Origin of the sequence: Streptomyces sp. NPDC006879 (assembly GCF_042869595.1) — a bacterium.
GTDB lineage: Bacteria > Actinomycetota > Actinomycetes > Streptomycetales > Streptomycetaceae > Streptomyces.
Genome location: NZ_JBIAGC010000013.1, coordinates 60,319 through 84,929 on the forward strand (window position 1 = coordinate 60,319; position 24,611 = coordinate 84,929).

The window sequence follows — 24,611 nt, forward strand, 5'->3', positions numbered from 1 at the left end:
GGTCCGCGGCTCCGGACGGCACCGACCCCGTCAGCTCCAGCGCGTACCGGTGAGCACCTCGAAGGCCTCGATGTACTTCGCACGCGTGGCGTCCACGACCTCCTGAGGCAGCGCCGGGGGCGGCTGCTCGCTCTTGCGGTCCCAGCCGGAGGCGGCAGAAGTCAACCAGTCCCGCACGTACTGCTTGTCGAACGAAGGCTGCGGGTGGCCCGGCTCCCAGGAAGTGGCCGGCCAGAAGCGCGAGGAGTCCGGAGTAAGCACCTCGTCAGCGGCGACGAGCGTGCGCCCACCCGCACCGTCGGAGGCGAAACCGAACTCGAACTTGGTGTCCGCCAGGATGATCCCGCGCTCACGGGCGATGTCCCGGGCCCGTCCGTAGACGGCGAGGGTGGTCTGGCGCAGCAGCGCCGCCGTCTCGGCACCCACCTGGTGGGCGACCTCCTCGTAGCTGACGTTCTCGTCGTGCTCTCCCACGGCCGCCTTGGTCGCAGGGGTGAAGATCGGAGCGGGAAGCTCCGAACCGTCGCTCAGCCCCTCCGGCAGGCCGATACCGCAGACCGTGCGGTTCTCCTGGTACTCGGCGAGGCCGGAGCCGGCCAGATAGCCGCGGGCCACGCATTCCACCGGAACCATGTCCAGGGACTTGCAGACGAGGGTGCGACCCGCCCAGTCGGCCGGGGCTCCGGAAGGCAGCTCCGTACTGATGACGTGGTTCGGTACCAGATCCGTGAGCTGGTCGAACCACCACAGCGAGAGCTGGGTGAGCACCCGACCCTTGTCGGGAATCTCGGAGGGCAGCACCCAGTCGTAGGCGGAGATTCGGTCACTGGCGACCATCACGAGGTCACCCGCTTCGTTGCGGTACAGCTCCCGCACCTTGCCGGTGTGGAGATGGACCAGCCCCGGCACCTGAACCGGCTCGGGCTTTTCGACGAATCCGGACACGGTCTCTCCTTGTGGTTCCGTATGAGCCCCTCGATTCTCCCGCACGCCGGGGAAACCGCCGCTCAGGGGGTGGCCGCGGCGACAGCGGACCCCCGCGCGGCTCCGTTCAGTCGCGCTTGCAGATACGGTCCAGCAGGTTGGCGGTGGCTCGCTGGACCCGCTCGTCCACATGACCGGGCCGGTCGAGGGCCGGAGACCAGGCGAAGGTGCCGGAGGCGAACACCCAGGCACCGCTGGGCGCCTGATAGAGCGAGGTCTCCTGGTGGCGCTTCACACCACCACCGTCCCGGTAGGGGGAATGGGCCAGCAGGATCCGCCCCCGGTGCTCCGGGAGCGCCGTGCGCGGAAAGTACCGGTCCGCCTCGCCCGCCACCAACCCGTCGATCTCGTCCCCCTCGACGGCTCCGGTGGCATCCCACAGCCAGTGGCCCGCGTTGCGCACGATCAACGGTCGGGGCTCGGGCACCCGCCCGGCGTACTGGATGCCCAGCAGCTGCTGCTCCGGCCGGTCGGCCTCCCGCCACAGCGCCGAACGCCCCGGACCGCGACGCTTGCGGCAGGTCAGCAGCCGATCGGGTACGCCCGAGGGCGAAGGGCCCAGCTCCACCTGCCAGTAGAGGGTGTTCGCGGACAGGAAGACCAGCGAAGTGCCCTGGTCGCGAGCGAGTTCGACGGCACGGCGCATCTGCACCGACCAGTACTCGTCGTGGCCGGGGAAGACCAGCCCGCGGTACTGGCCGGGATCTACTCGGCCCGCATGGAGATCGCGGATATCCGCGTAGGCCAGGTCATAGCCGTACCGTTCCGCCCACCGGATGAAGTCATAGGCGTGGCCGACGTGCAGCGGCAGACCAGCACCCGCGTACGGGCGGTCGAAGGAGACCGTGATCGCCGCGTCCTGCTCCCCGAGCAGCCGCCCCTGCTCGTCCCAGGCGTGGTAGAGACTGGCGCCGGTACGGCCGTCCTCCGGATAGAGGTTGTACGCCTGCCAGGTCACGTCCGGAAGCAGCAGCAGCAGATCCGCTCGCTGATCGTCGCGAACGGTGAAAGGAACGTGCGAACGGTAGCCGTCCACCGTGGTCAACACCGCGACATAGGCGCCGACCTGCCAGTACGAGGGGACCTGGAGCCGCCAGGACAGCCACCAGTGATGGCAGGAGACCGTCCGGTCCGCGGTGAGCGGAGCCGGCTGGACGATGCCGGGCAACCGGGGGCTCGTGGTGATCTGGGCGGCGCCGTCACCGCCGTAGTGACCGATCCGGTAGACGTCCACCGAGAACTCCTGCGGTGGGTCCACCGTGATGTGGAAGTCAATGGCATCGCCAGGAGCCACCGCACCGGTGGAAGCGAAGCCCTTGATCTGACGGTGCACATCGTCCGCGGTCCGCGGAACGCCGGTGCGGCGTGGCCGGGGCACCGCTCCCGGATGGTCGGCTCCGAGCGCGGGCAGAACCGGGTCCACGTACCAGGGCACGACCTGGCCGGTGTCCCCGAAGTAGTGCTCACCACCGCGGAGCCACGGCAGAGGGCCCTGTCCGAACGGATCCGTCACCGCGTGCGCGAGGGCACCCGACTCCCACCGCCGGATCTGTTTCGCACCCATTCGACTCCCCCTCCCACCACTCCCCCGCCCAGCCTCAAACCAGCACATCACATTAAGCGCGCACCCCGTTACCGTTCGTCGCGAATTGGCTTGACGGCCCCCCTGCGCCACGGGAACCGGCTCCGGCGGGGCCGACCCAGCAGGCTGGACCACCGCCGGTGGAACGGAGCGGCGAAAGCCCCGGCCTCAGGCTCCCGCCCCGCTCAGACCAGCCGTACCGGTTTCTCGGGGCGCACGCCGAGACTGCTGAGCCAGGACTGCAGGGGCTCCGGATCGCCGTCCTCCACCAGGGTCAACACGCGAGTGCCCAGATCGGTGCGCCGCTCCCCACCGACCAGAAGGGCCGGGCCGTCCAACCAGTCCAGGCCAGGAGCCGCACCGGCGGTGTCCACCGCGGCGCAGCACACCATGGCGGTGACGTGGTCCGCGAGCAGGTCCCTGCCCGTGCGCGGCGGCTGTAGCGGGAACAGCGGCACACCGCCCCCGTCCGAGGCACCCATCTCGCCCGGCGCACCCGGCGCCGGCGAAACCGCCTCGTCCCTCGCCGTCTCGGCGCTGATCCGCGCGGCCAGGGTGTCCGTGCAGCCGCCCTCCAGGTAGGTCATCACCCGGGCCAGAGTCGGCCCCTGGCCACCGGGCCCCGCTGCTGACGGCACCGGCCGAGCGGCGTCGCCGCCGTGCCGGTCGGCCACGGGCGCGCCGTCCTCGACGGGCGGAACGGGGCGCGGCCCAAGGTCGGGTTCCGCCGCTGGCGCGGCGATCAACGGCAGCGGCGGCTCGGGCGGGGCGATCGCGTCCAACGCACGCAGCAGCCGGGCGGCCTCCAGACGCCACTTGCGGTCCACCACTTCCTCCGGGTACTGCTGCCAGTCCACCGGGGACCACTGCGGGCCGGGCTCGGTCGGACCACCGTGGAAGAGCCGCGCGGCCAACAACGAGGCGGCCTCGTCCACCGCCCCGGGCTGCTCCAAGAGATCACACGCCGGGCGCTCGCCCAGACGGGAAGTGAAACCCTCGGCGAGCCGATCCCGCCGGGAAAGCTCGGTCAGCGCGGACACCACTCCCGCGTCCAGCCGGGAGGGCCAACGCCCCATCCGCCACGCGGGCAGCGCGACCCGGGTCAGCAGCCGGTCCCAACCGGCGTAGGCGAGACCGACCTGTTCCTGGGCCACGATGCGCAGCCCGTAGTCCACGCTCTGCGCCCGCTCGGAGGCGGCGGCGGCCACTGCGCGCTCCATCTCGGCCACATGGGTGCGGCAGCGCTCCAGCAGCAAACGGGCCAGTGCGGCGATCCAGCCGAGCGCCACGGTCCGCACCCGGCCCGCCGAGGAGCGGTCCACGATGGCCGCCGCCGCATCCAGGCCGCGTACGAACCTGCGGGCCGCGGCTATGTCCGGATGCACGGACGGCCCGGTGCCGGCCACGACCGGGGCGAGCACGGCCCGGAGCTCGGCCACCCGCATCCACCACAGGAAGGGCGAGCCGATCACCAGCACCGGCGCGACGGGCTCCGCCGCCTCGCCGGAACCTCCAGCGGGCCCGCCCACCAGCGGCTGCGGCGGCCTGGAGCCCGCTGGCCGGGGGGCACCCGAGCCACCCGTGGACCGCCGGGCCGCACGACGGTGCGCCGGATGGCTGCGGTCTTCCAACCAGCTGTCGCAGTCCGGGGTCAGCGCTATCGCGGAGGGCGCCGGCACTTCCAGGCGGTCCGCGAGATCTCGCACCAGCCGGTAGAGGTCGGGCGCCGAGGTCTCCGTCAGCGGGACGGTCGGGCTCATCGCGGGCCGCGCACGGGCCACCACCGCGGCGAAGACCAGGGCTGGCAGCAGCACCACGAACGCGAGCACGCCGACCAGCACGGTCGCCGTGGACCAGGCGCCACCCGCCAACCTTCCCGTCAAGACGCCCACCGCCAAGACGACGGCCACCGCCGCCGGCAGCAGCGCGGCAGCCAGCGCGGTGCTGCGGACCCGTAGCACCGCGAGGGCACGGGCCCGTGCCGCCTGCGCACCCGCTTCCATGCCAAGACCGGTACCGGACACGGTCGGTGTCACCCCCTCTGCCCTGCGTCGGCTTTGCTCATTCCCCCACTGTGACACCCGCCCCGGACATCGCAATGCCGGTGGGCCGAGTGCCGGAACGCTTGCGCCGCACCCTAGTTGGGGCATGGACCCGCGTCAGCCGGATGGCCGAGCGGTCACCCGATGGAATGCCCTTGGGTAAAGGTGGATGCGGGAGCACTTGGCCGGATGCAACCGGCTCCTCAGGGGTTGGGGAGGATCCGCTGCCTGCTCCCTCGGACACTCCCCGGCACAAGCACGAAGGGCCGGGTGCGGATTTCTCACGCACCCGGCCCGAACACCGAATCCCCAACGCTCCCGTTGAAGGGCCCGGGCCCGTGCGGCACCCAGGCCCGAGTCATCCACGCCGCTCCGATGTGCCCGAGGCACCGGTGATCCCCGGTCCGGGCCCGGAAAAACCAACCGTATTGGGCCATCCGAATGGTTGTGGCGCCGGGACGGCGGCCGGGGGCGCGCTCCGTCAGCCCGCGGGCCCCGGCCCCGAAAAGGAGCCCCGGGTCAGAGCCCCGCAGCCGCCTTCGCCGCGATATCGGTGCGGTGCTGCGCACCGTCAAGCCGAATCCGCTCCACGGCGCTGTACGCCCGTTCGCGCGCCTGGGCCAGATCCGCACCGGTAGCCGTCACCGACAGCACCCGCCCCCCGGCGCTCACGACCGCCTCGCCCTCGTACCGGGTACCGGCGTGCAGGACATAGGCGTACGGGGCGTCCTTGGCCGCGACCTCCGCCAGCCCCTCGATCGGATCCCCGGTACGCGGCGGCCCCGGGTAGTTGTGGGACGCGATGACGACCGTGACTGCGGCCTCGTTCCGCCAGACCAACGGCGGCTGTGCGTCGAGGGTGCCCCGAGCAGCGTTCAACAGGACTCCGGCGAGCGGAGTACGCAGCCGCGCCAGCACCACCTGGGTCTCGGGGTCGCCGAAGCGAGCGTTGAACTCGATCACCCGGACTCCTCGGCTGGTGATCGCCAAACCCGCGTACAGCAGACCGGAGAAGGGGGTGCCGCGCCGCCGCAGTTCGTCCACGGTCGGCTGGAGCACCGAGTCCATGACCTCCTCGACCAGCCGGGGGTCCGACCAGGGCAGCGGCGAATAGGCGCCCATGCCACCGGTGTTCGGACCCTCGTCGCCGTCCAGCGCGCGCTTGAAGTCCTGGGCCGGCTGGAGCGGGAGGACGGTGACACCATCAGTGATCGCGAAGAGCGAGACCTCCGGGCCATCCAGGTACTCCTCGATCACCACCCGCTCGCAGGCCAACGCGTGGGCGCGGGCTTCAGCCACGTCGTCGGTCACGACCACGCCCTTGCCGGCGGCCAGACCATCGTCCTTGACCACGTAAGGAGCGCCGAAGGCAGCGAGCGCCGCCTCGATCTCCTCCGCCGTCGTACAGACGTAACTGCGGGCCGTAGGCACGTTCGCCCCGGCCATCACGTCCTTGGCGAAGGCCTTGGAGCCCTCCAGACGAGCGGCCTGCGCGGACGGGCCGAACACGGGGACGCCTGCCGCACGCACCGCGTCGGCAACCCCGGCGACCAGCGGTGCTTCGGGACCGATCACCACAAGATCGGCGTTCAGCCCACTGGCGAGCTCAGCCACGGCTGCGCCGTCGAGGGCATCCACCCGGTGCAGTTCCGCCACCTCTGCGATCCCGGCGTTGCCCGGGGCGCAGTGGAGCGCGGTGACGTCGGGGTCGAGAGAAAGAGAGCGGCACAGGGCATGTTCGCGGGCGCCGCCGCCGATGACGAGGACCTTCACGGGTGCAGCCTAGCCCGCTCGGCTCGGCACCCTTTGTGCGGGCACCCGAAGCGCTGCCCGCTACTCGTTCGTATATTCCTCCACGACCGTCGCCCCGAGCTCGCGCACGATGAGGTCGTGGCCGGTCAGGGCGGAGTCGACGAGGTCCGGATCATCCTCTTCGGGCATATCGTCCTCCAGCGCCACCGCGGGCCGCTCGGGAGGCGGCTGCGGAGCGGGCGCGGGAGGCGCGGCGGGCTGCGGAGCAGGCTGCGGGGTGTACGCGGGGGCCGGCGGTGGGGGCGGGGACGGAGCGGGCCTCGGGGCCGCGAACCCAGCCGCGGCCGGCTGCCCCGACCCACCGACAGCAGGGCCCCCGCCGGCGTCCACCACCGCCTCGATCTTCCAGTGCACCTGGAACTGCTCCGCCAGCACCTGCTTCAGAACGTCCTCGCTGCCGCTGCTGGCGAAATTGTCCCGGGCCCCCGCATTGGGGAAACCGAGCTGGAGGGTGCTCCCGTCGAACCCCTTCACCTGCGCGTTCTGGCTCAGCAGGATCCAGGTGAACCGACGGCGGTTCTTCACCGCCTCCAGCACGCTCGGCCACATCGCCTGCACCTGCCCGGCACCCTGCGCCATCCCCGGCGAGGCCGGGACCGAAGTGGGGGCCGCTGGCTGGGTAGCCGGCGGAGGGGGAACCGCGGCAGCGCCCCGGGCCGCCGGCTGGCCAGCGCCGGGCCAGGCGCCTGGCTGCGGGGACTGCTGGGGCGGGGCGGGCTCGGGGGGCTGCTGCGGGGGGTGCCCGGATCCCGGCTGTACGGCGCTGGGCCACGCCCCCGGGACGGAGCCGGCGACCGGCCGCGCCGCGGGAGGAACCGGCGGAGCAGTGGCCTCCGGGGCGACGGGCGCAGGAGCCGGGGCGGGGGACTGAGCGGGGGCCGGAACGGGAGGCGCCGGGGGCTCGGCGGAGGCTTGGGCAGGAGCCACCGGCGGGCGCACGGCGGCACGAGCGGCGGCCACGCCACCGCCCGGGGCCACCGGATGCGCCTGGGGACCGGGCTCGTATCCCATCGCCGGCAGGGCCGCAGGAGCCGCGAAGACGGCACCGCCCCGCTCCAAGCGGTCCAGCCGGGCCTGCACGGAACGCTCGTCGTCGAAGGCGGCAGGCAGCAGCACCCGCGCGCAGATCAGCTCCAGTTGGAGGCGCGGCGAGGTGGCCCCGCGCATCTCCGTCAGCCCCGTGTTGACCAGATCGGCCGCCCGACTCAACTCGGCGGCCCCGAACACCGAAGCCTGGGCCTGCATCCGCTCCACCACGTCGGCGGGGGCATCGATCAGGCCCTTCTCCCCCGCATCGGGCACGGCAGCGAGGATCACCAGGTCACGCAGCCGCTCCAGCAGGTCCGCGACGAACCGGCGGGGGTCGTTGCCCCCCTCGATGACCCGGTCGACGACTTCGAAGGCCGCCGCCCCGTCACCGGCCGCGAAGGCGTCCACCACGGCGTCCAGCAAGGAGCCGTCCGTATAGCCCAGGAGGGCGGTCGCCATGGCGTACGTCACACCGTCTTCGGCGGCCCCGGCCAGCAGTTGGTCCATCACGGACATCGAGTCACGAACCGACCCCGCGCCCGCCCTCACCACCAATGGCAGCACGCCTTCTTCCACCGGAATGCCCTCACGGCCGCAGACCTCGCCCAGGTAGTCGCGCAGGGTGCTCGGCGGGACCAGCCGGAAGGGGTAGTGGTGGGTGCGCGACCGGATCGTGCCGATGACCTTCTCCGGCTCGGTCGTCGCGAAGATGAACTTCAGGTGCTCCGGGGGCTCTTCGACCACCTTCAGCAAGGCGTTGAAGCCCGCCGACGTGACCATGTGGGCTTCGTCGATGATGTAGATCTTGTACCGGCTGGACGCCGGGCCGAAGAACGCCTTCTCCCGCAGGTCCCGGGCGTCGTCCACACCACCGTGCGAGGCCGCGTCGATCTCGATCACGTCGATCGAGCCGCGGCCGTTGCGCGCCAGGTCCTGGCAGGACTGACAGGAGCCGCAGGGGGTGGGGGTGGGGCCCTGCTCGCAGTTCAGGCAGCGCGCCAGGATGCGGGCGCTGGTCGTCTTGCCGCATCCGCGCGGCCCGCTGAACAGATACGCATGATTGACCCGGTTGTTCCGCAGGGCCTGCATCAGCGGAGCAGTGACATGCTCCTGCCCAATGACCTCGGCGAACGACTCGGGGCGGTAGCGGCGGTACAGCGCAAGGGACGACACGTCTACGAGGTTATCCGGGCCCACCGACAACCGGAGCCCGCACGGCTCCCCCGCGCACACCCCCCGAACGCAAAGCGCCCCCCACGCACCCGCCAGAGCCCACTTACCCTTGCTGCCTTCCGGCCCTGGGGGAGTTCAGTGAGATAGCGCCACGTGAGGGGCTGGCCCCAGAGTAGCGGATGGAACGCCCGGGGATCGAGTTCGCTAGCACTCCCCAACGTCTTGTATTGTTTGCCGCGGAGGATTCGCCTAGAGGCCTAGGGCGCACGCTTGGAAAGCGTGTTGGGGGCAACCCCTCACGAGTTCGAATCTCGTATCCTCCGCCAGTGCCTCACCGGGCACGATGTCGAAGGCCCTGACCCGCTTCTTGCAGGTCAGGGCCTTCGACGTTGTCTGGGCTGAGTTGGCACGCTCGGGCCGCGCGAACTGCGTAGCGGCAGCCCCTTGTGATCTTCCGTCTCAGTTTCCGTCTCAGTTGGGGTCTGCGGACCCCTTTTCCGAGCCTTGTCCGGCCTCCCCGTCCACCGCCTCGACCACCCCCCAGAGGGCGTCACCGACCTGCTTGGCGACGTTCTTCAGCATCGGGCCGGTGATGTGCATATAGCGGGCCCGCATCCGTGCCGAGCCTCCCGGCTCCCATCCCATGATGGCGTCCACGATCACGTCAGGAACCCCGAGCAGGAGGAGCACGGTCCCAGCGGTGTGCCGGGCATCATGCAGCCGCCCGTCTCGCACGCCCGCGTCCTCCAGTAGCTGCTTCCACTGGTGGTAGTCGGTGTTCGGGATGAGCGGGCCGCCCGTCGGCTGCGCGAAGACGTACCCCTTGTCCTCCCACAGCTCTCCGGCTTGCTGCCGTTCCCGAGCCTGTTCCTCCCTATGCTTGATGAGCAGCTTGATGAGCGGGCCCGGAAGCCCGATGGTGCGTCGGCCGGCGCGGGACTTGGTGTTCTTGAACTCCCGCCGGATCTGCCGGCGGTCCCGGCAGTAGCCAGCCTTTCGACCACAGGTGCCGCCGCACCCGTGCTCGTACTTCGGCCGTAGCCGGTTCTTCCGGATGCGGATGTACCCGGCGTCCAGGTAGACGTCTTCCCACATGAGCCCGAGAGCCTCGCCCTGGCGCAGCCCGAGCGCCAAGGCGATGACCCAGCGTGCGCTGTTGCGGAGCTTCGACGCCTTCACGAGGAGACTCTGAATCTCCTCGATGCTGTACGGCTCGATCTCCTCCTCTTCGAGCCGCGGGGCCTTCGCGATCTCAGCGACGTTCTTCGCGACGTGCCCGCGTCGGACCGCTTCGCTGAGCGCGACCCGGATGGTTCGGTGGACGTGATGAGCGGTCCCGGCAGCGCTGCCGTTCTTCTGCATCCGCTCGTAGAACTCCTCCAGGTGCTCCGGCTCCAACCGCTCAAGCTTGTGGGCCCCGATGCCGGGAACGAGGTGGACCCTCACGTCCACCTCGTAGCCGTCGTAGCTGTTCTCGCTGACGTACTTCTTGGCGATGTTGGTCACCCAGTGCTCAAGCCACGTCTTGACGGTCCACTGTTGCCCCGTCTTTCGTACGGTCCCGGCCTTGCGCTGCCGCTCCAACTCACGTACGGCTTCGGTGACTTCGGCCCGAGTCTTGCGCTCGATGTGGCGGCGGTCGGGCTTGCCGTCGGGGCGGACTCCGACCGTGACACGGCCGTGCCACTTTCCGTCCTTGCCCAGGTAGATGGACGACGCCCCGTTGGGCTGCCGCGTTCGCTTCTTGTCTTCCGCCACTGGCGGGCTCCTTCGGGTTGGGGCGGGAATGCGGCCGGGGCGCCACCCCGTGAGGTGGCGCCCCGGCGTGAGGTGATCAGGCGGCGCGCTGCTCAGCGCGGCGATGCGCGAGGTAGGCGGCGGGGGCGTCGGCGGGGACGCGCCGGAGTCCGCCGATGGTCAGGGACTCCAGCTCTCCGGTGCGGATGAGGGCGTAGCAGGTGGTCCGGCCGATGCGGAGGCAGCGGGCGGCTTCTTCGACGGTCAGGAGAACGGGGGCCGGGTCGGCAGCCTCGGCGAGTGGTGCGATGTCCACGGTGGCGATGCTCACGGAATGGTCTCCTCTGGGACGGTCCCGTCGGGGAGTCGTGGCGGTGTCTAGGGCGCAGGAGTCCGCGTGTGTCCGAGGTTCGGATTTCTGCGTCACGGCGTCACGTGCGTCATTTACGCCTTTGACCTGTGCGTTTGCGTGACGCGCCGTGGATGGGGTGCGTCACCGGTGCGTCACGGCTTCGTCGTCTGTGACACGGGGCGTGACGCAGGTGACGCACGATGACGCAGCCGATCGGTTCTGCGTCACGCCTGTTCTGGCAGGTCAGGGGCCGGTTTCCGTCGGCAGTGACGCAGGTGACGCAGAGTCTTCCCACTTAGGAAAAGAGAGGGGGTGGTGTCTGTTGTTGTGCGCAGCTCAGGACATGAAGAAGGAGCCGCTTCGCGGCACGTCCTTCGGCAAGGTGCTGCGCACCGAACAGCAAGAGGAGCACCCTGCGCGGTGTCGGCCCCGGTGCTCCTCTTGCTGTTGTGCGGTGACCTTGCGTCAGAACGCGGTGCCCTGTTGCGGTACGGGTGCCGGGGCGGGCTCGGTCAGCTCGATGTAGCGGGCCTCGCGGGTGCGTCCCCAGTCGACGTTCAGGCCGCGCGCCGCGAGGGTGGGCTGAAGCCGCTTGAGGCGGTCGGAGAGGACCTTTCCGGTCGTCGGCCACCCTTTAGGCAGGGGACGGCAGTCCTCGCCGCTGTACAGCCGCGTCAGGAGGTGCAGCCACTCTGCGGAAGTCATCCGCTGTTGCTCCCCGGGCTGCATGTCGGCCGCGTACTGAAGCACGGTCTGCGCGAGGAGGTCGCCCTCGATGACGTCGTCGTTGAGGTCGTCGAGTCCGGCCCGGTAGGCGGGCAGCGCTCCGAGACCCATCGCGGTGTCGAGCTGCGCGCACAGGTGCGCGAAGTCCGCCATGCGCAGATCCGTCGGCGTCTCCGCCGACGCAGCGCGGACCTTGACGGTCAGGTCGAGCAGCGAGCCGAGCACGACGGGCAGGACTTGCGCGTACTCCGTCCACAGCTCCGCCTCGGTGCGCCGCACCTTCGGCCGTTCCAGCCGGAGCGGCAGGAGACGTTCGGCGAGGTCCGGGCGGATGACACCCACGTCGATACCGGTCAGCAGGAGCGGGCGGCGGTAGCGGGCGCGGAAGACATCTCCGTCGGTGAACAGGGCCCGCTTGACGGACTCGGCGCCTGTGACGATGCAGCACATGGCGTCGGACAGGTCCGGGGTCATGTGGGAGAGGTTGTCCAGGGCGGTGACCCATCCCGCGGCGACGGCCGCGATCAGGTTGTCCTCGTCCTTCGGGGCGCGGCGCAGGTCGCTGCTCATGCCCTCGATGATGCGGATGAGCATCCGGCCGGCCGTCGACTTGCCCGCGCCCTGCGGTCCGGTCAGGAACGGGGCGGGGACGGGGACGGACGGTTCCAGGCAGCCGACCAGCCAGGCCATGGCCAGGCATTCGGTTTCGGCGTTGACGAAGTTGCATAGGCGGAACAGCAGGTCGATGCCCTTGCCGTCGGTGTTCTTCTCCGGCAGGGGGAGTTCGCCGGTGAGCTGGGTGCGGCGCCAGCACACCTCACGCGGGTCGGGGACGCGGATGTCCCATCCGGTGGGGTGGATGCGCACCGACTGGCCGTCGCTGCGGCCGAGGTCCAGCCAGGTAGCGCCGTCGAAGCCGGGGGCGACGCGGATGTGCACGCTCTGGGTGGTCTCGTTGAGTGCGAGTGCTTCGATTAAGTCCAGCGCCTCCTTGAGGGCGGTGCCGTTGAACACGCCGACGCCGTCTTTGAACAGGCCGACCATGAGTTCCTGGCGGTGGCTCCCCGTCGTGCCCTGGGAGCGGATGGGGCGGGCCACGGGGTGGCCGTTCTTCTGCGCGTACACGGTGCCGTCGGCGGTGCGGAAGTAGCGGAACCGCTCCTGTGCGTACTCGGCGATGATTTCGCGGGCCGGGGTCTTGTCGTCCTCGGACATGGCTACAGTCCCAACCTCGTGCGGGCGTTGGCCCAGGCGTCGGCGCAGTGCCGGGGGCTCTCGCCCTTGGCCTGCGCGGCGGCGAACAGCCGCGCCGTGTGGTCCTCGGTGAGGCAGCCGCACCGACCGTGCGTCGAGAGCACGGCCAGGAACGTGGCATACACGGCCGCGTGGATGCCGCTGGACGCCCCGTTGATGCGCTCCACGGCCATGGCGATGCCGCGTTCCAGGAACGCGGGCGTGCGATGCGGGCATGCGCCCTCTGCAGCTCGTGCGGGGAGCGCGTCGATGCACGGGGCCTGGTAGACGGTGGGAGCCTTCACGGTCAGCGCCCGCACGGAGTCGGGGAGCTGGGTGAGGGTTCCGGTGCCGGGGCCTCGCCAGCGGGCGTAGGCCATCGTCGACTTGATGTCGACGCCGTCGCGCACGCCGTTCGCGGAGGTCATGACGCCCTGGTAGATCCAGTGCTGTCCGCGCGTTGTCACCACGGTGCGGGTGGCCGGCAGGGTGGCGCGGGCCCAGGTGACGGCGTCGGCGTGGTCGAGGTCGACGACGGTCAGGCCCGCGCCGCCCGGGTGGTAGGCGACCGCCGCCGCGTCCCGCCACGCTGCCGCCCACTGGGGGGAGTTGAGGGTCCACGGGTCGGTGGTGGCGGCGGCCCAGCCGTGGCACGGGTGCGGGCAGGTGCAGGGGCCGGGGGTCTTCATGTGGGGACGTCCGCCGCACGCGGTGTACAGGCAGGCGGGGCAGTTGGCGAAGGGCACCTTGCCCCGGCGCAGCGGCAGGACGGGCAGGCCGTCGGCCGCGAGTCGCAGGGCGGTGCTGAGGTGGTCTCGCCGGATCAGGGCGGGATGGGTCATGCTGGGGTTTCTCCTGCTCTCTTGGAGGGATGGGAGAACCCGGGGCGGGCGCGGCTTGTGGAAGAGATGGCGCCCGCCCCGGGCGCAGCTAGGCGCAGGTGCAGTCGGGGCGTTCGCCGCTGCCGTCGGCGCCGCACCCGCAGCAGTGCGGGTAGACCTCGCCGTCGTCGTCCTCCGCCGCGCACTGGGGGCAGTCGGCGAACTCGTCTCCGTCGTCGCTGGTGTCGTAGCCGAGCGGGCTGAGGGCTGAGTGGACCTGGTCGAGGGCTTCGGCGAGACGCTGGGCGCGGCCGATGGCGACGCGCGCCGTCTGGACGGCAGTGGATGCGGCCTGGTCGGGGTCCTTGCCGCCGTCCACGGTGAGCCGCCCGGCCGTGTGCGCGTCGGTCACGGGCTGAAGCGCCTGGGTGATGGCCTGGGGCAGCATGCGGGACAGGTGCGCGAGGTTCCCGATCAGGCTGTAGGCGTCGCTGGGGTACTGCCAGTCCGTCCCGGGCGTGCGGGTGGTGTGGTTGATGGCGCGGACGGCCTCGGCGGCCTGGTCGGCCAGCGCTACCGGGCTCTGGGGGTGATTCATGGCGTGCCCCTGTCAGGTGTGGAAGTGGTTGCGCTTGATGACGGCCTTGCGGATGTTGACCGTGGTCGTGCCGCGCGATCCGGCGAAGAGCTGGACGGCGATGAAGCCGCCGAAGATGACGGCGGCGAGGATGATGAGCTGGGTGATGAGCGCGGTGAGGGCGGCGATGAACGTGGTGAGCATCAGCAGTCCGCCGCACACGGCGGCGAAGCCGACGCCCCCGAGCGCGATGTTCACTGCGGCCCGCGAGACGGGCGGCTTCGCGGCGACCGGTTCGGGCTTGGCCGCGTCGATGGCGTAGCCGGTGACGACGCGCCCGTCGGGCAGGACGATGCTCTGGACGGCGGGGATCTGTCCCGGCTGGACGGGCACGATCGGCGCCGGGGCCGGGATCGGGGTGGGGTAGTGGACCGTGCCGGCCGTCTCGGTCGGACGGTAGGGGGTGGGCTGGTTCACGGCGGGGTCTCCTGTCAGGGGCGCAGGCTGGCGAGGAAGTTGAAGACGGAGGCGCACAGGCTGCGGATCGGCTCGTCCGCGCCGGTTCCGGCGGTGAAGAAGCCGAGCAGGAACAGGACGATGGCGGGCCCGATACCTCCGGCCTTGGCCCTGACGATGAAGACGGCCGCGATGCCGAACAGGAGGATCGCGGAGAGGTTGACCGCCACGGCGGTGCTCCCTTCAGTGGGCGGGGCAGGAGGACAGCAGCAGACCGAGGGCGACACCCACGAGCGCGAGGCGAACGAGCGCCCTCATGCGGTCGGCGTCTTCCGCGCAGCGGGCCCCGTGGTCTTGGCGGCGGCCTGGTCGGCGGCGCGGCCCGCGCGGTAGGTGCGGGCCCACAGGTTGTAGAGGTGACGCCCGACGCGTATGCGGATGCCGTGGCCGTCGCAGCGGCGGCAGTGCTTGCCGCGCTTGGGCTTGCCGCGGCGGGTGTAGGTGAGCTGGAAGCCGAGTCCCTCGCAGCGGCGGCAGGACTTCCACGGGGAGACCGCACACACTCCTGCGTAACCGAGTGTGAGCAGCACGATGAGGGCGCTAGCGAGCAGGGGAAGGGGCATGATGGCCTCTCTGGGCAGGTTTCCGGGGTTTCCGCAGGTGGGTCGCTAGGTGCTAGCGACCTGATCAGGGCATCTTTGAGTCGCTAGCGAGGTTGCTAGGTCTAGCGACCTCGCTCGCTAGACCTAGCGGCCCCTCGGCCCTACTTGTCGCCCCGCTTCTTGTTGCGCTGCGTAACGGCGTCGATGATGTGCTGACGCTCGATGCCGCGCCGGTTGGCGCCCCTGCCGTCCTCGGTCTTGCCCCACACCTGGCCCGTGGAGATGCCGTACGGCTTCAGGGCGGCGGCGAGCTGGTCGGCCTTGGCCCGGCCCTCCAGCTCCGCCCATTCGCCGTAGACGGCGGGGGCGAACTCGGCGAGGCGGTCGACGACGGTCTCCGACCACACCTTGTCCTCGCTGCGTCCGAGGACGGCGGCGATGTCGTCGAGGATCGCGTCAGCGCTACGCGTCTTGCTGGTCTCGCCGACGGCGTCGCCGGACAGCGTGCCCTCGTCCTCGCGCAGAGCGCGGGCCCGGTCCAGGATGGTGTCCGCGTCCCGGCCGGTGGCCAGGTAGGTGCGCACGATCCCGGAGTCGTCCGTCATGCCCTTGAGCAGGCCCACGCCCTTGTGGGACTTGAGCAGCTTGGACGCGTCCAGGCCCTCACCGTAGGAACCGGCACCGAGCACGACCTCAGAGACGTGGTAGGAGCCGACGCGCAGGGAGAAGCGGGCCTGGTGCTGGTCACGCAGCACCGACGGGCACGCGGTGTCGTCGGGCTTCTGCGTGGAGTTCATGACCGACACCCCGACCGCCGGCGCGACCCGGGCGAGGTAGACCAGCAGATCAAGGATGGTCTTGCCGTGGGTGGGGTGCTGCAAGTACTCCTGCACCTCATCGACCACCACGAGCGTGAGGGGCATGTTCAGCTTCCGGTCCCGGCTGATCTCCGGCGTCAGCTTGCCCTCCGGGCAGATGTGCAGGGGCAGTTCGGACAGCCGGTGGTAGCGGTCCTCCACATCGGCCTTCAGTTCCATCAGGGCGTTGACCAGGTGCATGACCGGGTCGAAGCCGTCCCGGGGGACGATGCCGAAGCCGATCCGGTGGGCGACCTTCGCGAAGGAGCGCCAGTCCGGAGACGCCTTGCCGTCGAACACGATCAGGCGCACGTCCGGGTCCAGCGCGGCGGCGAGCGCGATGGTGCGGGCGGAGAACGTCTTGCCCTGCCGCGGCACCGCGCCGACCAGCAGCGACAGCCACAGCATGGTGGCCATCACGGGGTTGCCGCGCTCGTCGACGCCCCAGGGGAAGGGCTTCCAGAAGTCCACCCTGGTGGCCCCGAGCAGCGGCGTCTTCCCGGACGGGACGGCGAGCGGGTCACGGTCGGCGATCCAGTAGGAGACGCGCCGGCCGCTGGTCTCGTCCTTGTCCATGAAGAGCTGGGTGGGGGCGATGTCCATGCCGGACGCGAGGCGCGAGTGCGCCTTGAGGGCGTCCTCGAAGGTCATGCCGTACGGCAGGTCGACGACCACGCGCCAGCCGTCCCCGTCCCGGCCGATCGGCCGCGGGAACGCGATCGTCTGGTCCTTCGTGGTCAGCTTCGCGGCCTCATGGGCGCGGATCACGATGTCCGAGGACAGCTTGCGCTTGCGGAACGTCACCTTCGCGCGGTCGATGAGCGGCTTGTCCGCGGGCGTGCCCCCGAGACCGAAACCCGTGGTCAGGGTCACGATGCACAGGGCGAGCAGCCAGGTGGGGGCCATCACCCACAGCAACAGAGCGATCGTGAGGCCGACGGCGCTGGACACGGTCGCGATGATCGAGCGCATCCGTACCCGGGCGTCCCGCTGACGCGACAGCTTCAGGTACGTCGCCGCGTCCTCGTCGAGGACCGAGGCCAGACGCAGGGCCCGGCCCTCGGTGTCGAACACCCAGCGGCCGACGGCCGACGACCAGCGCCAGGCACCGCGCGGGCTGTAGGCGACCAGCTTGGGCGTGTAGACGCACGGCAGGCGCCAGGCGTGGTAGCCGAGCATCGTGGAGTAGTGCCGCACTGCCCACTTACGGACGGCTGTGCGCTGGTCAGGAAGCTTCACCCACTCGGGGAAGACGGGCTGGCGGACCTTGTCGCGCTCCTGCATCCACTCGGTGATGGACGGCGGGTACGTCTCTTTGGGCGGGTCGACGCTGGCGCCCTCGGTGAGTCCTTCGGCCTCGGGGTCCTCGGTGTCGGGGAGTTCGGCCACCCACTCGCCCGGCTTCACCTCCGGTGCCGGCGCGTGCTCGACGGTCGCCGGGGCGGGGGCCTTCTTGAGCTTGAACGGCAGGACGGACGCGGACTTTTCCTCTTCCGGCGCCTCGGTGGGCGGACCGGACACGTTGATCTCGGTCATGCTGAAGGTGCTCCTTCAGGAGAGTTGTAGGGGGTCGGCCGCCGCGGTGGAAGGTGAGCGGCCGAACCCCGAGGCAGGTGGTCAAAGACGGCGGTCACTGGCTCGCAATGGCGAGACCAGCGCGCTGGCCCGCGTCGGGCTCGCGGTGCTCGGCGTAGCGGGTGGAAACCCAGCCGACCGACCAGCCGGACAGCTCCGCCGCCTGGCGCACGGGCAAGCTCGCCGTGAACGCGGCGGCCACGATCCGGCGCGCTTCGTCCTCGGGTAGCTTGCTCTCAGCGGGACCCCGGCTCAGGAGTTCACGGCGTTCACGCTCAACGGCCTGAGCGCGCTCGCGCTGTTCCGCTTCGGCACGCTCGCGGGCCTGGCGTTCACGCGTCTCACGCTCGCGTTCACGCTGTTCATGCTCGCGTTCACGGCGTTCACGAGCCTCTCGCTCGGCAGCCTCGGACCGCTCACGGGCTTCACGCTCCTCGCGGCGCTGCCGCTCTTCCCGCTCGACCTGTTCGCGGGCCAGGTTCGCTTCGTGGTCGCGCTGTTCACGCGCCAGCCGCTCCGCGTGCTCGCGCTCCTCACGGGCCTCCGTACGGGCCCGCTCGGCACGCTCGCGGGCCGCCCGCTCCCGCTCCTCGCGCTCGGCTTTCTGCCGGGCTTCCAGGTCGCTGACGGCGCGTGCGATGGCCCGCCGGTAGGCAAGACCGGTCTCGGCCGTGACGATGAGCAGGAGGGGCGCCACGGCGTGGACGGACATGCCGACCAGGTCTTTCTTCAGCGCGGAGTCGGCAGTGTTGAGCGCCAGCGTCATCAGACCGGTCATCCAGCGCAGCACCACGGGCCAGCGTCCGCCGTGCCCTCCGAGGCGGGCCAGCACGTCATCAAGCTTGACCACGATGACCACGGCCGCGTCGACCACGAGAGGCAGGATCGGGGCTGTCCAGTCCCACGCGTCGGCGGTGTGCCTAGCCATCAGCGGCGTGACCGTGAGGACGGAGAAGAGCATCGCCCCGAACACGATCAGCCACGTGCCGACCGACAGAGCCCTTTCGGCTGAACGGATATGAACAGCGTTCACGCCGCACCCCCGACCGGTTCCGCGAGCGGGGTCAGCGAGCCGCGGAAGCCGCGCGCCGCGGCGTCGTACGTGAACGTCGACAGCAGCCATTCCGCATCCGCCCAGAACCGCCGGGCCGGACCCCATCCGCGGTCGTCGGAGACGCCGTGGGTGGCGGTGTCGGCGTACGCGTCCTGAACGCTGCGGTAGACCATGACCGGGGTGCCGTAGTGCACGAGCACGAACACCTGCCGGGCCGGTACGAGTGCCTTGGTGAGGTCCTCGCGCAGGCGCCGCAGCTCGATGTCCTTCAGCAGAAGGTCTTCCTGAGCCGCGCTCAGTTCGTCCAGGGCCCTGGCAAGGAGCTTGCCGACCTCGTCCGCGGTCTTCTCCGCACGCTCCGCGCGGTCGGTGACGGCGAACAGCTCCTTGATGTGCCGGCCGGACGCCTCCTTCTTGGCGTCGGTCGCCTGGCGGGCCCGCTCGAACGCGGCCTGCCTGTCGGCCTCCATCAGCGCGAGGCGCTTCTTGGTGACGATGCGGATCATGCCGCCGCCCCCTTCCGGACCAGACGGGTACAGGCGACGGGCCGGGCGAGCGGGACGACGTTGAACAGCTCCGCGGCGTGCTCCTCGATCGCCGCGGCGGCGATGCGGATCGCGTCGTCCGGCATGCCGGGGTCGTCGGCGAGGATGTCGCGGGCCGCGTCCAGGCGGGCCGCTCGCTCCATCTCGCTCTCGCCCTTCACTCCCAGCCACAGCTCAACCGGGGTGCCAAGGGCCAGTTCGACGAAGTCGGCGGGGGTCACGGCCTGGTGGCCGCTGATGTACGAACGCATGACGGAACTCCTGATCACTGGAGGGATGGGAGAGACACCGGGACGGGCGCGGCTTGTGGAAGAGATGGCGCCCGCCCCGGGCGGAATGGAGAGTGCCTCGACCGGGAGTCGAACCCGGCCTTCGACCATCGAGGCGGTGAAACACGTCATCGTCACTGCTCTGACGCCAGCAGGGCGGCACCCACCAGGCGGCACCCACCATCAAGGCGGGGTGTTCTCCGGAGCTGATGGGCGTGGCATTGCCGCCGTCGACATCACCCGGCCGACGCGGGGGCGGTCTCACTCTTGCCGCCACGTGCGTTGGGGCCCCGCTGTACTTCCCCACACCCGAAGATCCGGGTGGCGCTGCCAAGCGCGTAGGGGGAGAGCCACGTCCATCACAGCGGTTTGCCCCCGGACCCTCGCCCTAGGCACCTACCGTGACCGCCGCTCTCGCGTCAGCCCCGCACGATCACTGTCCAGTTGTTGCGCCTCCGCCGGGTCGTACGTGACGACCGGAAGAGGAACATGTATTACGTGTTCCTCATCATGCAGAGAGAGGTTCGCTCCGTCAAGCCCTTCGACTTTTTGGGTTCCTGCGAGCCGCTCGCTGCGATGTACCTACAGATTGGCTTCAGCAGCGAAGACGATCGACTCCGCACATGTACGACCTGCGCACGACTTCGGTACGGTGAAGTCGTACCAAGTCGTCCCACTCGGGGGAGAGTTCGGCATGGCCAACGAGAAACTTCGCGGAGCGATCGTTGAGAGTGGCCTGACGCTCGATCAAGTAGCGCAGCGGCTCGGGGTGTCGGCGAAGACGGTGGAGCGCTGGATCAACGAACCGAACCGCAAGCCCTACCGGCGCTTTCAGTACGCCACGGCCTCGCTCCTTCAGTGCGATGTCTCCTACCTCTGGCCCGAAGAGCGCACGTCATCAGAGGTCACCGAGGCCGGAAACGCTGAGCTGATCAAGCTGTACCCGCACCGGTCCGTCGTCCCCAACCGTCTTTGGCCCCAGCTCTACGCGCAGGCCAAGGAGTCGTTCGACGTGCTCGTGTACTCGGGTTTCTGGCTCACGGAGGACGCGGCGTTCCACCGAGTCGTGAAGGAGAAGTCAGCGGCCGGCACCCGTATCCGCTTCATGCTCGGAGACCCGGACAGTCCCGCGGTGGCGGTGCGCGGCGAGGATGAGGGGATCGGGCCAGCCATGGCCAGCAAGATTCGAAACGCCCTCATCAACTACAGCTCGCTCTTCGGACTTCCCGGAGTGGAGTTCCGGCTCCACAGCACCACGCTCTACAACTCGCTCTACCGGGCCGACAACGAGATGCTCGCCAACGGCCACCTGTACGGGGTCGGCGCGTACATGGCCCCTGTCCTGCACCTTCAGCGCGTTCCCGGAGGTGAGCTGTTCGACGCATACGCTGAGAGCATCGAACGAGTCTGGGAGGCGGCCCGGCCCATCTCCTCTCCCGCCGACTGCGGAGGTCTGCACGCATGAGCCGTATCGACTACTTCCGGGACCCCAACGCGCCCAAGGCGAACTCGGTGGTCCCCTCCGTCACGGCGGTCGTCCGCGACGACGCGGGGCGGCTTCTGCTCATCCACAAGACCGACAACAACCTGTGGGCACTCCCCGGAGGCGGTCACGACATCGGCGAACGCATCGGCGACACCGTCGTTCGGGAAGTGCTTGAGGAGACGGGAATCACGGTCGAGATTGACAGCGTCTCGGGCCTCTACACAGACCCTCAGCACGTCCTCGCGTACGACGACGGAGAAGTCCGACAGCAGTTCTCCATCTGCTTCCGAGCGCACCCCACGGGCGGCACCCTGCGTACGAGCAGCGAATCCAAAGAGGTCCGCTGGGTCGACCCGGCGAACCTCGATGACCTGGACATCCATCCGTCCATGCGGCTGCGCATCACACACGGCCTGGACGAGACTCGCCATGAGCCCTACATCGGCTGATCTGCGGTCTGCGCCCGGACGAGGCGCCCCTCCACACGTCGCGCCGCTGCGTGGATCTCCGGCGCCGCGCGCTGGATGAAGCGGCCGACGATCGTCTCAGGCCCATACCGCTGCACGATTTCGTTAAGGCGGTCGGCCGGCGCGGTATGCGTGCCGTCCGGGGTCGTCGTCATGTCGCAGAAGAGCAGGGCGTCCACAAGGTCAGGACGCTCAAGCTCGAACTCGGTCTCCAGCTCGTGCCGGAGCCCTCGCTCCTCCGCCTCCAGGAGGGCACAGGAGTGGTGCGCCACGAGACGGACGACCCGTTCGTCTGCCCCTTTCTGATCACGGAGGAAGCGGGCCCCGTCGAGCGGATGGAATCCCGTGAGCGCGATCTCCGGCGAGTACCCGATGTCATGCAGCACCGCGGCTGCTTCGAGAAGCTCCGCGTCGTCGCCAAGGGTCGGAGCCAGGGAGCGGGCCCGCTTCGCGACACCAAGGGAATGCGCCCACCTCCGGGGCAGCGGCTCGGCCAGCAGCGATTCAGATAGCGAGTACGCCCACTCAGTCAGTCCCATGGTGGCCAAGGCTACGGCCCTACCGCAGGACTCGGGAGAGCGCGCACTGTGCGCCCCTTGCCGTGAACGGTGGCGAGCAAGCCCGTTCCCTCCATGTGCGCGAGCCCTCGGCGGACAGCGGTACGCGATACGCCGAATCGCTCGCAAAGCCTCGCCTCCGACGGATACGCGTCCCCGACGGCCAACGAGTCCTCTTCGATCACCGCCACCATCCGTTCAACGAGCGAGCGGCGGTCACCGCCCTGGGATACGCGCCAGCCGATACCCGGCGCAGACTCCAGCACGCCCTCAGCTTCCAACGTCTTGAGCGCTCGGCGGATCGTGTTCCGCGCCACCCCGTGCTCGCGCATGAGGTCAGCCTCGGACGGCAAACCGCTCCCGTGCCGGCCGCCCTCGATCTCCTGCCGCAGCGCCTCCGCGATGACCAGGTAGGTTCCGCGCGGACTGGCCTCTGTCACTTGGGCTCCCCTCGGCTCACTCTCTCGCTCCCTGCCAAGCCTCCCACGGCCGTCCGGCATCTCGTCATGGCCGTTCACGGGACCGTGCCCCGCCTGGCCGCTCCGTCTCAGTTTCCGTCTCATTCAGCCCCGTCCGTCGGCGTTCACGTCCGTACGCACTGCGGGTTTTCCGGGGCCCGAGAACGGCCCTGAACACAGGCGGACGCTTGCGAATATGGCCCTGACCTGCACCAACAGACTTGGAAAGCGTGTTGGGGGCAACCCCTCACGAGTTCGAATCTCGTATCCTCCGCAGCCGCCCATCAGGGCAAACGAAGGGTCCGACCGCTCAGCGGTCGGACCCTTCGTCGTCGTGTGGTCTCAGTTTTGGTCTCAGTTGTTTGTGGGTGCCCGTCGCGGCGACGTTCAGCCCGACGGCTTACGCCTGGAAGGCGGCCCGCAGCTCGTCGTCCCGCAGAAGATCCAGGACGCCCGGCTCCTCGACCGCGAAGACGTGGGGTGCCTCCTCGGACACGGCCTTGTGCAGCGCCGCGTAACAGACGTCGGCGAACGGCTGGGTGCGCATGCGGTAGATCTTGCGGCGCATGTTCCTGACATCGCCGACGGCCCGGGCCTGGGCCCAGCCCCGCAGGTCGTCGGCCAGGTTCAGCCAGGCTTCGGCACGGACCCGTGGACGCTTCCCCTCGTTCAGGCCGCAGACCTTGATCGTCCACTCGCCCTTCGGCGAACCCTCGACCGGTCGATAGACGCCGCTGGCGAGCCCCAGGTCCAGGTGCTCGAAGGGGTCCTCGCGGGTCGGGTCGATGAGGAGAGAACCGACAAGGCCGTCGCCGCGGTGCTTGTTGCCCTTGAAGCGTGTGTTGCAGGTGGAGCAGGCCAGCAGGAGGTTTGGCCAGTAGAAGGTCCGCAGGGCGCATCGGGATTTGGGGACGAAGTGGTCCACCGTGTCCGCCAGGTGATTGCCGCAGTACATGCAGCAGTCCACACCGGGCGCCATGTCCTCCAACGCCTCGCGCACCGGCCGGTACACGTCCCGGTACCTGTGGGGTGGCGTCGCAGACCCCGAGACCGGCCGTCCGTGGACACGGGACACCCTGCAACTGGTCTACTCGGCGACCAAAGGAGCCACCGCGACCGCGGCACACATGCTGGTCGAGCGCGGACTGCTGGACCTTGACGCGCCGGTGGCGAAGTACTGGCCGGAGTTCGCAGCGAACGGCAAGGCGGACATCCCCGTCCGCTGGCTCCTGTCCCACCAGGCCGGCCTGGTCGCCCTGGACCAACCGCTGCCGCTGGCAGAGGCACTGTCCTGGGAGCCCATGGCAGTAGCCCTGGCGGCACAGCGACCCCAGTGGACTCCGGGCACCGCACACGGGTACCACGGCCGAACCTGGGGCTGGCTGGTCGGCGAAGTGATCCTCCGGGCCTCCGGCCGCTCACCAGGCCGCTTCTTCGCCGACGAGATCGCGCGCCCCCTCGGACTGGACTTCTTCATCGGCCTGCCGGCGAGCCAGCACGACCGGGTCAGCCGCATGGTGTACCGGCGACCGGCCGTAGACCTTACGACGGTGCCGGCCGAGTCGGTCCCCGAGGAGCTCCGCGAACAGGTCGCCGCTTGGCGGGACCCGAACTCCTTCAGCAACCGAGCGTTCGCCGTCACCGACCCGGCCGCGATCGACTTCGACTCCCCCGAGGTGCGGGCCGCGGAACTCCCGTCCTCCAACGGCATCGGCACCGCACGGGCCCTCGCGCGCATGTACGCCGCGCTGATCGGCGAGGTAGACGGCGTACGCCTGCTCGCCGAGGAGACCCTGTCCGCGGCGATCCAGGAGCAAGCCAACGGCCAGGACCAGGTCATGGTGATCCCGAGCCGATTCAGCACCGGATTCATGCTGCCCACGGAGGGCAACCTCATGACCGGCCCGAACGCCTTCGGCCACACCGGCCGCGGCGGCTCGCTCGGCTTCGCCGACCCCGCACAGGGCATCGCCTTCGGCTACGTCATGAACCACATCGTCAGCGGCTCGGACGATGCCCGCGCGGCTTTGCTGACCGAAACTGTCCGGAAGTCGCTCGCGAAATCAGCGTGATCAAGGGCTGGGCAGGGGCGAGGCGCTCCCCTCACACGCCGCCGGTTGCCGTTCAGGCGACTGAGCGTATGGCTGCCTGCAGGCACTGACTGTCGACGAGGCAGGGCTTGGCGTCGATTTCTGCCCAAGCGCACGCATCCAGCCG

23 protein-coding genes, 1 tRNA gene and 1 other RNA gene are annotated in these 24,611 nt (G+C 70.0%); 4 read left to right on the forward strand and 21 right to left on the reverse strand.

Annotated elements, in window-relative coordinates; translation table 11 throughout:
* Positions 1-30: 30 nt before the first annotated feature.
* From ACFYMC_RS13185 to ffs, 6 genes are all read right to left on the reverse strand, one after another.
* Entirely contained in the window at positions 31-945 is a 915-nt protein-coding gene (locus tag ACFYMC_RS13185) for a phosphoribosylaminoimidazolesuccinocarboxamide synthase (protein ID WP_388523205.1), read from the reverse strand.
* Positions 946-1,051: 106 nt separating this feature from the next.
* Positions 1,052-2,548, reverse strand: coding sequence for a N,N-dimethylformamidase beta subunit family domain-containing protein (locus ACFYMC_RS13190; protein WP_388523208.1), 1,497 nt, complete (start codon positions 2,546-2,548; stop codon positions 1,052-1,054).
* A 203-nt stretch (positions 2,549-2,751) separates the two neighbouring features.
* Positions 2,752-4,569: a hypothetical protein gene (locus ACFYMC_RS13195; protein WP_388523451.1), complete on the reverse strand. Its 1,818-nt coding sequence runs from the start codon at positions 4,567-4,569 to the stop codon at positions 2,752-2,754.
* A gap of 558 nt (positions 4,570-5,127) precedes the next feature.
* Positions 5,128-6,381, reverse strand: a complete 1,254-nt coding sequence (gene purD / locus ACFYMC_RS13200; protein WP_388523210.1) for a phosphoribosylamine--glycine ligase — start codon at positions 6,379-6,381, stop codon at positions 5,128-5,130.
* A gap of 60 nt (positions 6,382-6,441) precedes the next feature.
* Positions 6,442-8,622, reverse strand: a complete 2,181-nt coding sequence (locus ACFYMC_RS13205; protein WP_388523213.1) for a DNA polymerase III subunit gamma and tau — start codon at positions 8,620-8,622, stop codon at positions 6,442-6,444.
* A gap of 67 nt (positions 8,623-8,689) precedes the next feature.
* Positions 8,690-8,788, reverse strand: an RNA gene (ffs, locus tag ACFYMC_RS13210) — signal recognition particle sRNA small type.
* Positions 8,789-8,860: 72 nt separating this feature from the next.
* Between ffs and ACFYMC_RS13215 the strand changes: the two genes are divergently transcribed.
* Positions 8,861-8,948, forward strand: a tRNA-Ser gene (locus ACFYMC_RS13215).
* Between the two features lie 145 nt (positions 8,949-9,093).
* Here ACFYMC_RS13215 and ACFYMC_RS13220 read toward each other — a convergent pair.
* The 12 genes from ACFYMC_RS13220 to ACFYMC_RS13275 form a co-directional block, all read right to left on the reverse strand.
* The gene (locus ACFYMC_RS13220) at positions 9,094-10,380 is read right to left on the reverse strand and encodes a tyrosine-type recombinase/integrase (protein WP_388523216.1); all 1,287 of its coding nucleotides are present in this window, start codon (positions 10,378-10,380) and stop codon (positions 9,094-9,096) included.
* 76 nt (positions 10,381-10,456) lie between these two features.
* Positions 10,457-10,690, reverse strand: coding sequence for a helix-turn-helix domain-containing protein (locus ACFYMC_RS13225; protein ID WP_366259378.1), 234 nt, complete (start codon positions 10,688-10,690; stop codon positions 10,457-10,459).
* A gap of 486 nt (positions 10,691-11,176) precedes the next feature.
* Positions 11,177-12,652, reverse strand: coding sequence for an ATP-binding protein (locus ACFYMC_RS13230; protein ID WP_388523219.1), 1,476 nt, complete (start codon positions 12,650-12,652; stop codon positions 11,177-11,179).
* A gap of 2 nt (positions 12,653-12,654) precedes the next feature.
* The gene (locus ACFYMC_RS13235; RefSeq protein WP_388523222.1) at positions 12,655-13,512 is read right to left on the reverse strand and encodes a bifunctional DNA primase/polymerase; all 858 of its coding nucleotides are present in this window, start codon (positions 13,510-13,512) and stop codon (positions 12,655-12,657) included.
* Positions 13,513-13,600: 88 nt separating this feature from the next.
* Positions 13,601-14,089: a hypothetical protein gene (locus tag ACFYMC_RS13240; RefSeq protein WP_388523225.1), complete on the reverse strand. Its 489-nt coding sequence runs from the start codon at positions 14,087-14,089 to the stop codon at positions 13,601-13,603.
* Between the two features lie 12 nt (positions 14,090-14,101).
* On the reverse strand, positions 14,102-14,545 hold the full coding sequence (locus ACFYMC_RS13245; protein ID WP_388523228.1) for a hypothetical protein: 444 nt from the start codon (positions 14,543-14,545) through the stop codon (positions 14,102-14,104).
* 14 nt (positions 14,546-14,559) lie between these two features.
* Positions 14,560-14,754 carry a hypothetical protein gene (locus ACFYMC_RS13250; RefSeq protein WP_376641185.1) on the reverse strand — a complete coding sequence of 65 codons (195 nt, stop codon included), beginning with the start codon at positions 14,752-14,754 and terminating at the stop codon, positions 14,560-14,562.
* 84 nt (positions 14,755-14,838) lie between these two features.
* Positions 14,839-15,147, reverse strand: a complete 309-nt coding sequence (locus ACFYMC_RS13255; RefSeq protein ID WP_388523231.1) for a hypothetical protein — start codon at positions 15,145-15,147, stop codon at positions 14,839-14,841.
* A gap of 140 nt (positions 15,148-15,287) precedes the next feature.
* Positions 15,288-17,519, reverse strand: coding sequence for a cell division protein FtsK (locus ACFYMC_RS13260; RefSeq protein WP_388523234.1), 2,232 nt, complete (start codon positions 17,517-17,519; stop codon positions 15,288-15,290).
* Between the two features lie 94 nt (positions 17,520-17,613).
* Entirely contained in the window at positions 17,614-18,591 is a 978-nt protein-coding gene (locus ACFYMC_RS13265) for a DUF2637 domain-containing protein (RefSeq protein ID WP_388523236.1), read from the reverse strand.
* Positions 18,588-19,118 carry a hypothetical protein gene (locus tag ACFYMC_RS13270; protein WP_388523238.1) on the reverse strand — a complete coding sequence of 177 codons (531 nt, stop codon included), beginning with the start codon at positions 19,116-19,118 and terminating at the stop codon, positions 18,588-18,590. The genes ACFYMC_RS13265 and ACFYMC_RS13270 overlap by 4 nt, the downstream gene beginning before the upstream one ends.
* Complete coding sequence (locus ACFYMC_RS13275) at positions 19,115-19,408, reverse strand: hypothetical protein (RefSeq protein ID WP_388523241.1); 294 nt, start codon at positions 19,406-19,408, stop codon at positions 19,115-19,117. The genes ACFYMC_RS13270 and ACFYMC_RS13275 overlap by 4 nt, the downstream gene beginning before the upstream one ends.
* A 712-nt stretch (positions 19,409-20,120) precedes the next feature.
* Here ACFYMC_RS13275 and ACFYMC_RS13280 point away from each other — a divergent pair.
* Positions 20,121-20,891, forward strand: a complete 771-nt coding sequence (locus ACFYMC_RS13280) for an XRE family transcriptional regulator (protein ID WP_388523244.1) — start codon at positions 20,121-20,123, stop codon at positions 20,889-20,891.
* Positions 20,888-21,361 (forward strand): NUDIX domain-containing protein, encoded by a 474-nt coding sequence (locus tag ACFYMC_RS13285; RefSeq protein WP_388523247.1) that lies wholly within the window; start codon positions 20,888-20,890, stop codon positions 21,359-21,361. Before ACFYMC_RS13280 ends, ACFYMC_RS13285 begins: the two co-directional genes overlap by 4 nt.
* On the opposite strand, the gene ACFYMC_RS13290 is transcribed toward ACFYMC_RS13285, so the two are convergent.
* From ACFYMC_RS13290 to ACFYMC_RS13300, 3 genes are all read right to left on the reverse strand, one after another.
* Positions 21,349-21,918 carry an HD domain-containing protein gene (locus ACFYMC_RS13290; protein ID WP_388523250.1) on the reverse strand — a complete coding sequence of 190 codons (570 nt, stop codon included), beginning with the start codon at positions 21,916-21,918 and terminating at the stop codon, positions 21,349-21,351. The two genes, ACFYMC_RS13285 and ACFYMC_RS13290, sit on opposite strands and share 13 nt — an antisense overlap.
* Positions 21,919-21,929: 11 nt before the next feature.
* Positions 21,930-22,376: a GntR family transcriptional regulator gene (locus tag ACFYMC_RS13295; protein ID WP_362266396.1), complete on the reverse strand. Its 447-nt coding sequence runs from the start codon at positions 22,374-22,376 to the stop codon at positions 21,930-21,932.
* A gap of 418 nt (positions 22,377-22,794) precedes the next feature.
* On the reverse strand, positions 22,795-23,406 hold the full coding sequence (locus tag ACFYMC_RS13300) for an HNH endonuclease (RefSeq protein ID WP_388523254.1): 612 nt from the start codon (positions 23,404-23,406) through the stop codon (positions 22,795-22,797).
* Here ACFYMC_RS13300 and ACFYMC_RS13305 point away from each other — a divergent pair.
* Positions 23,372-24,466: a serine hydrolase domain-containing protein gene (locus tag ACFYMC_RS13305; protein WP_388523257.1), complete on the forward strand. Its 1,095-nt coding sequence runs from the start codon at positions 23,372-23,374 to the stop codon at positions 24,464-24,466. The two genes, ACFYMC_RS13300 and ACFYMC_RS13305, sit on opposite strands and share 35 nt — an antisense overlap.
* Positions 24,467-24,611 lie beyond the last annotated feature (145 nt).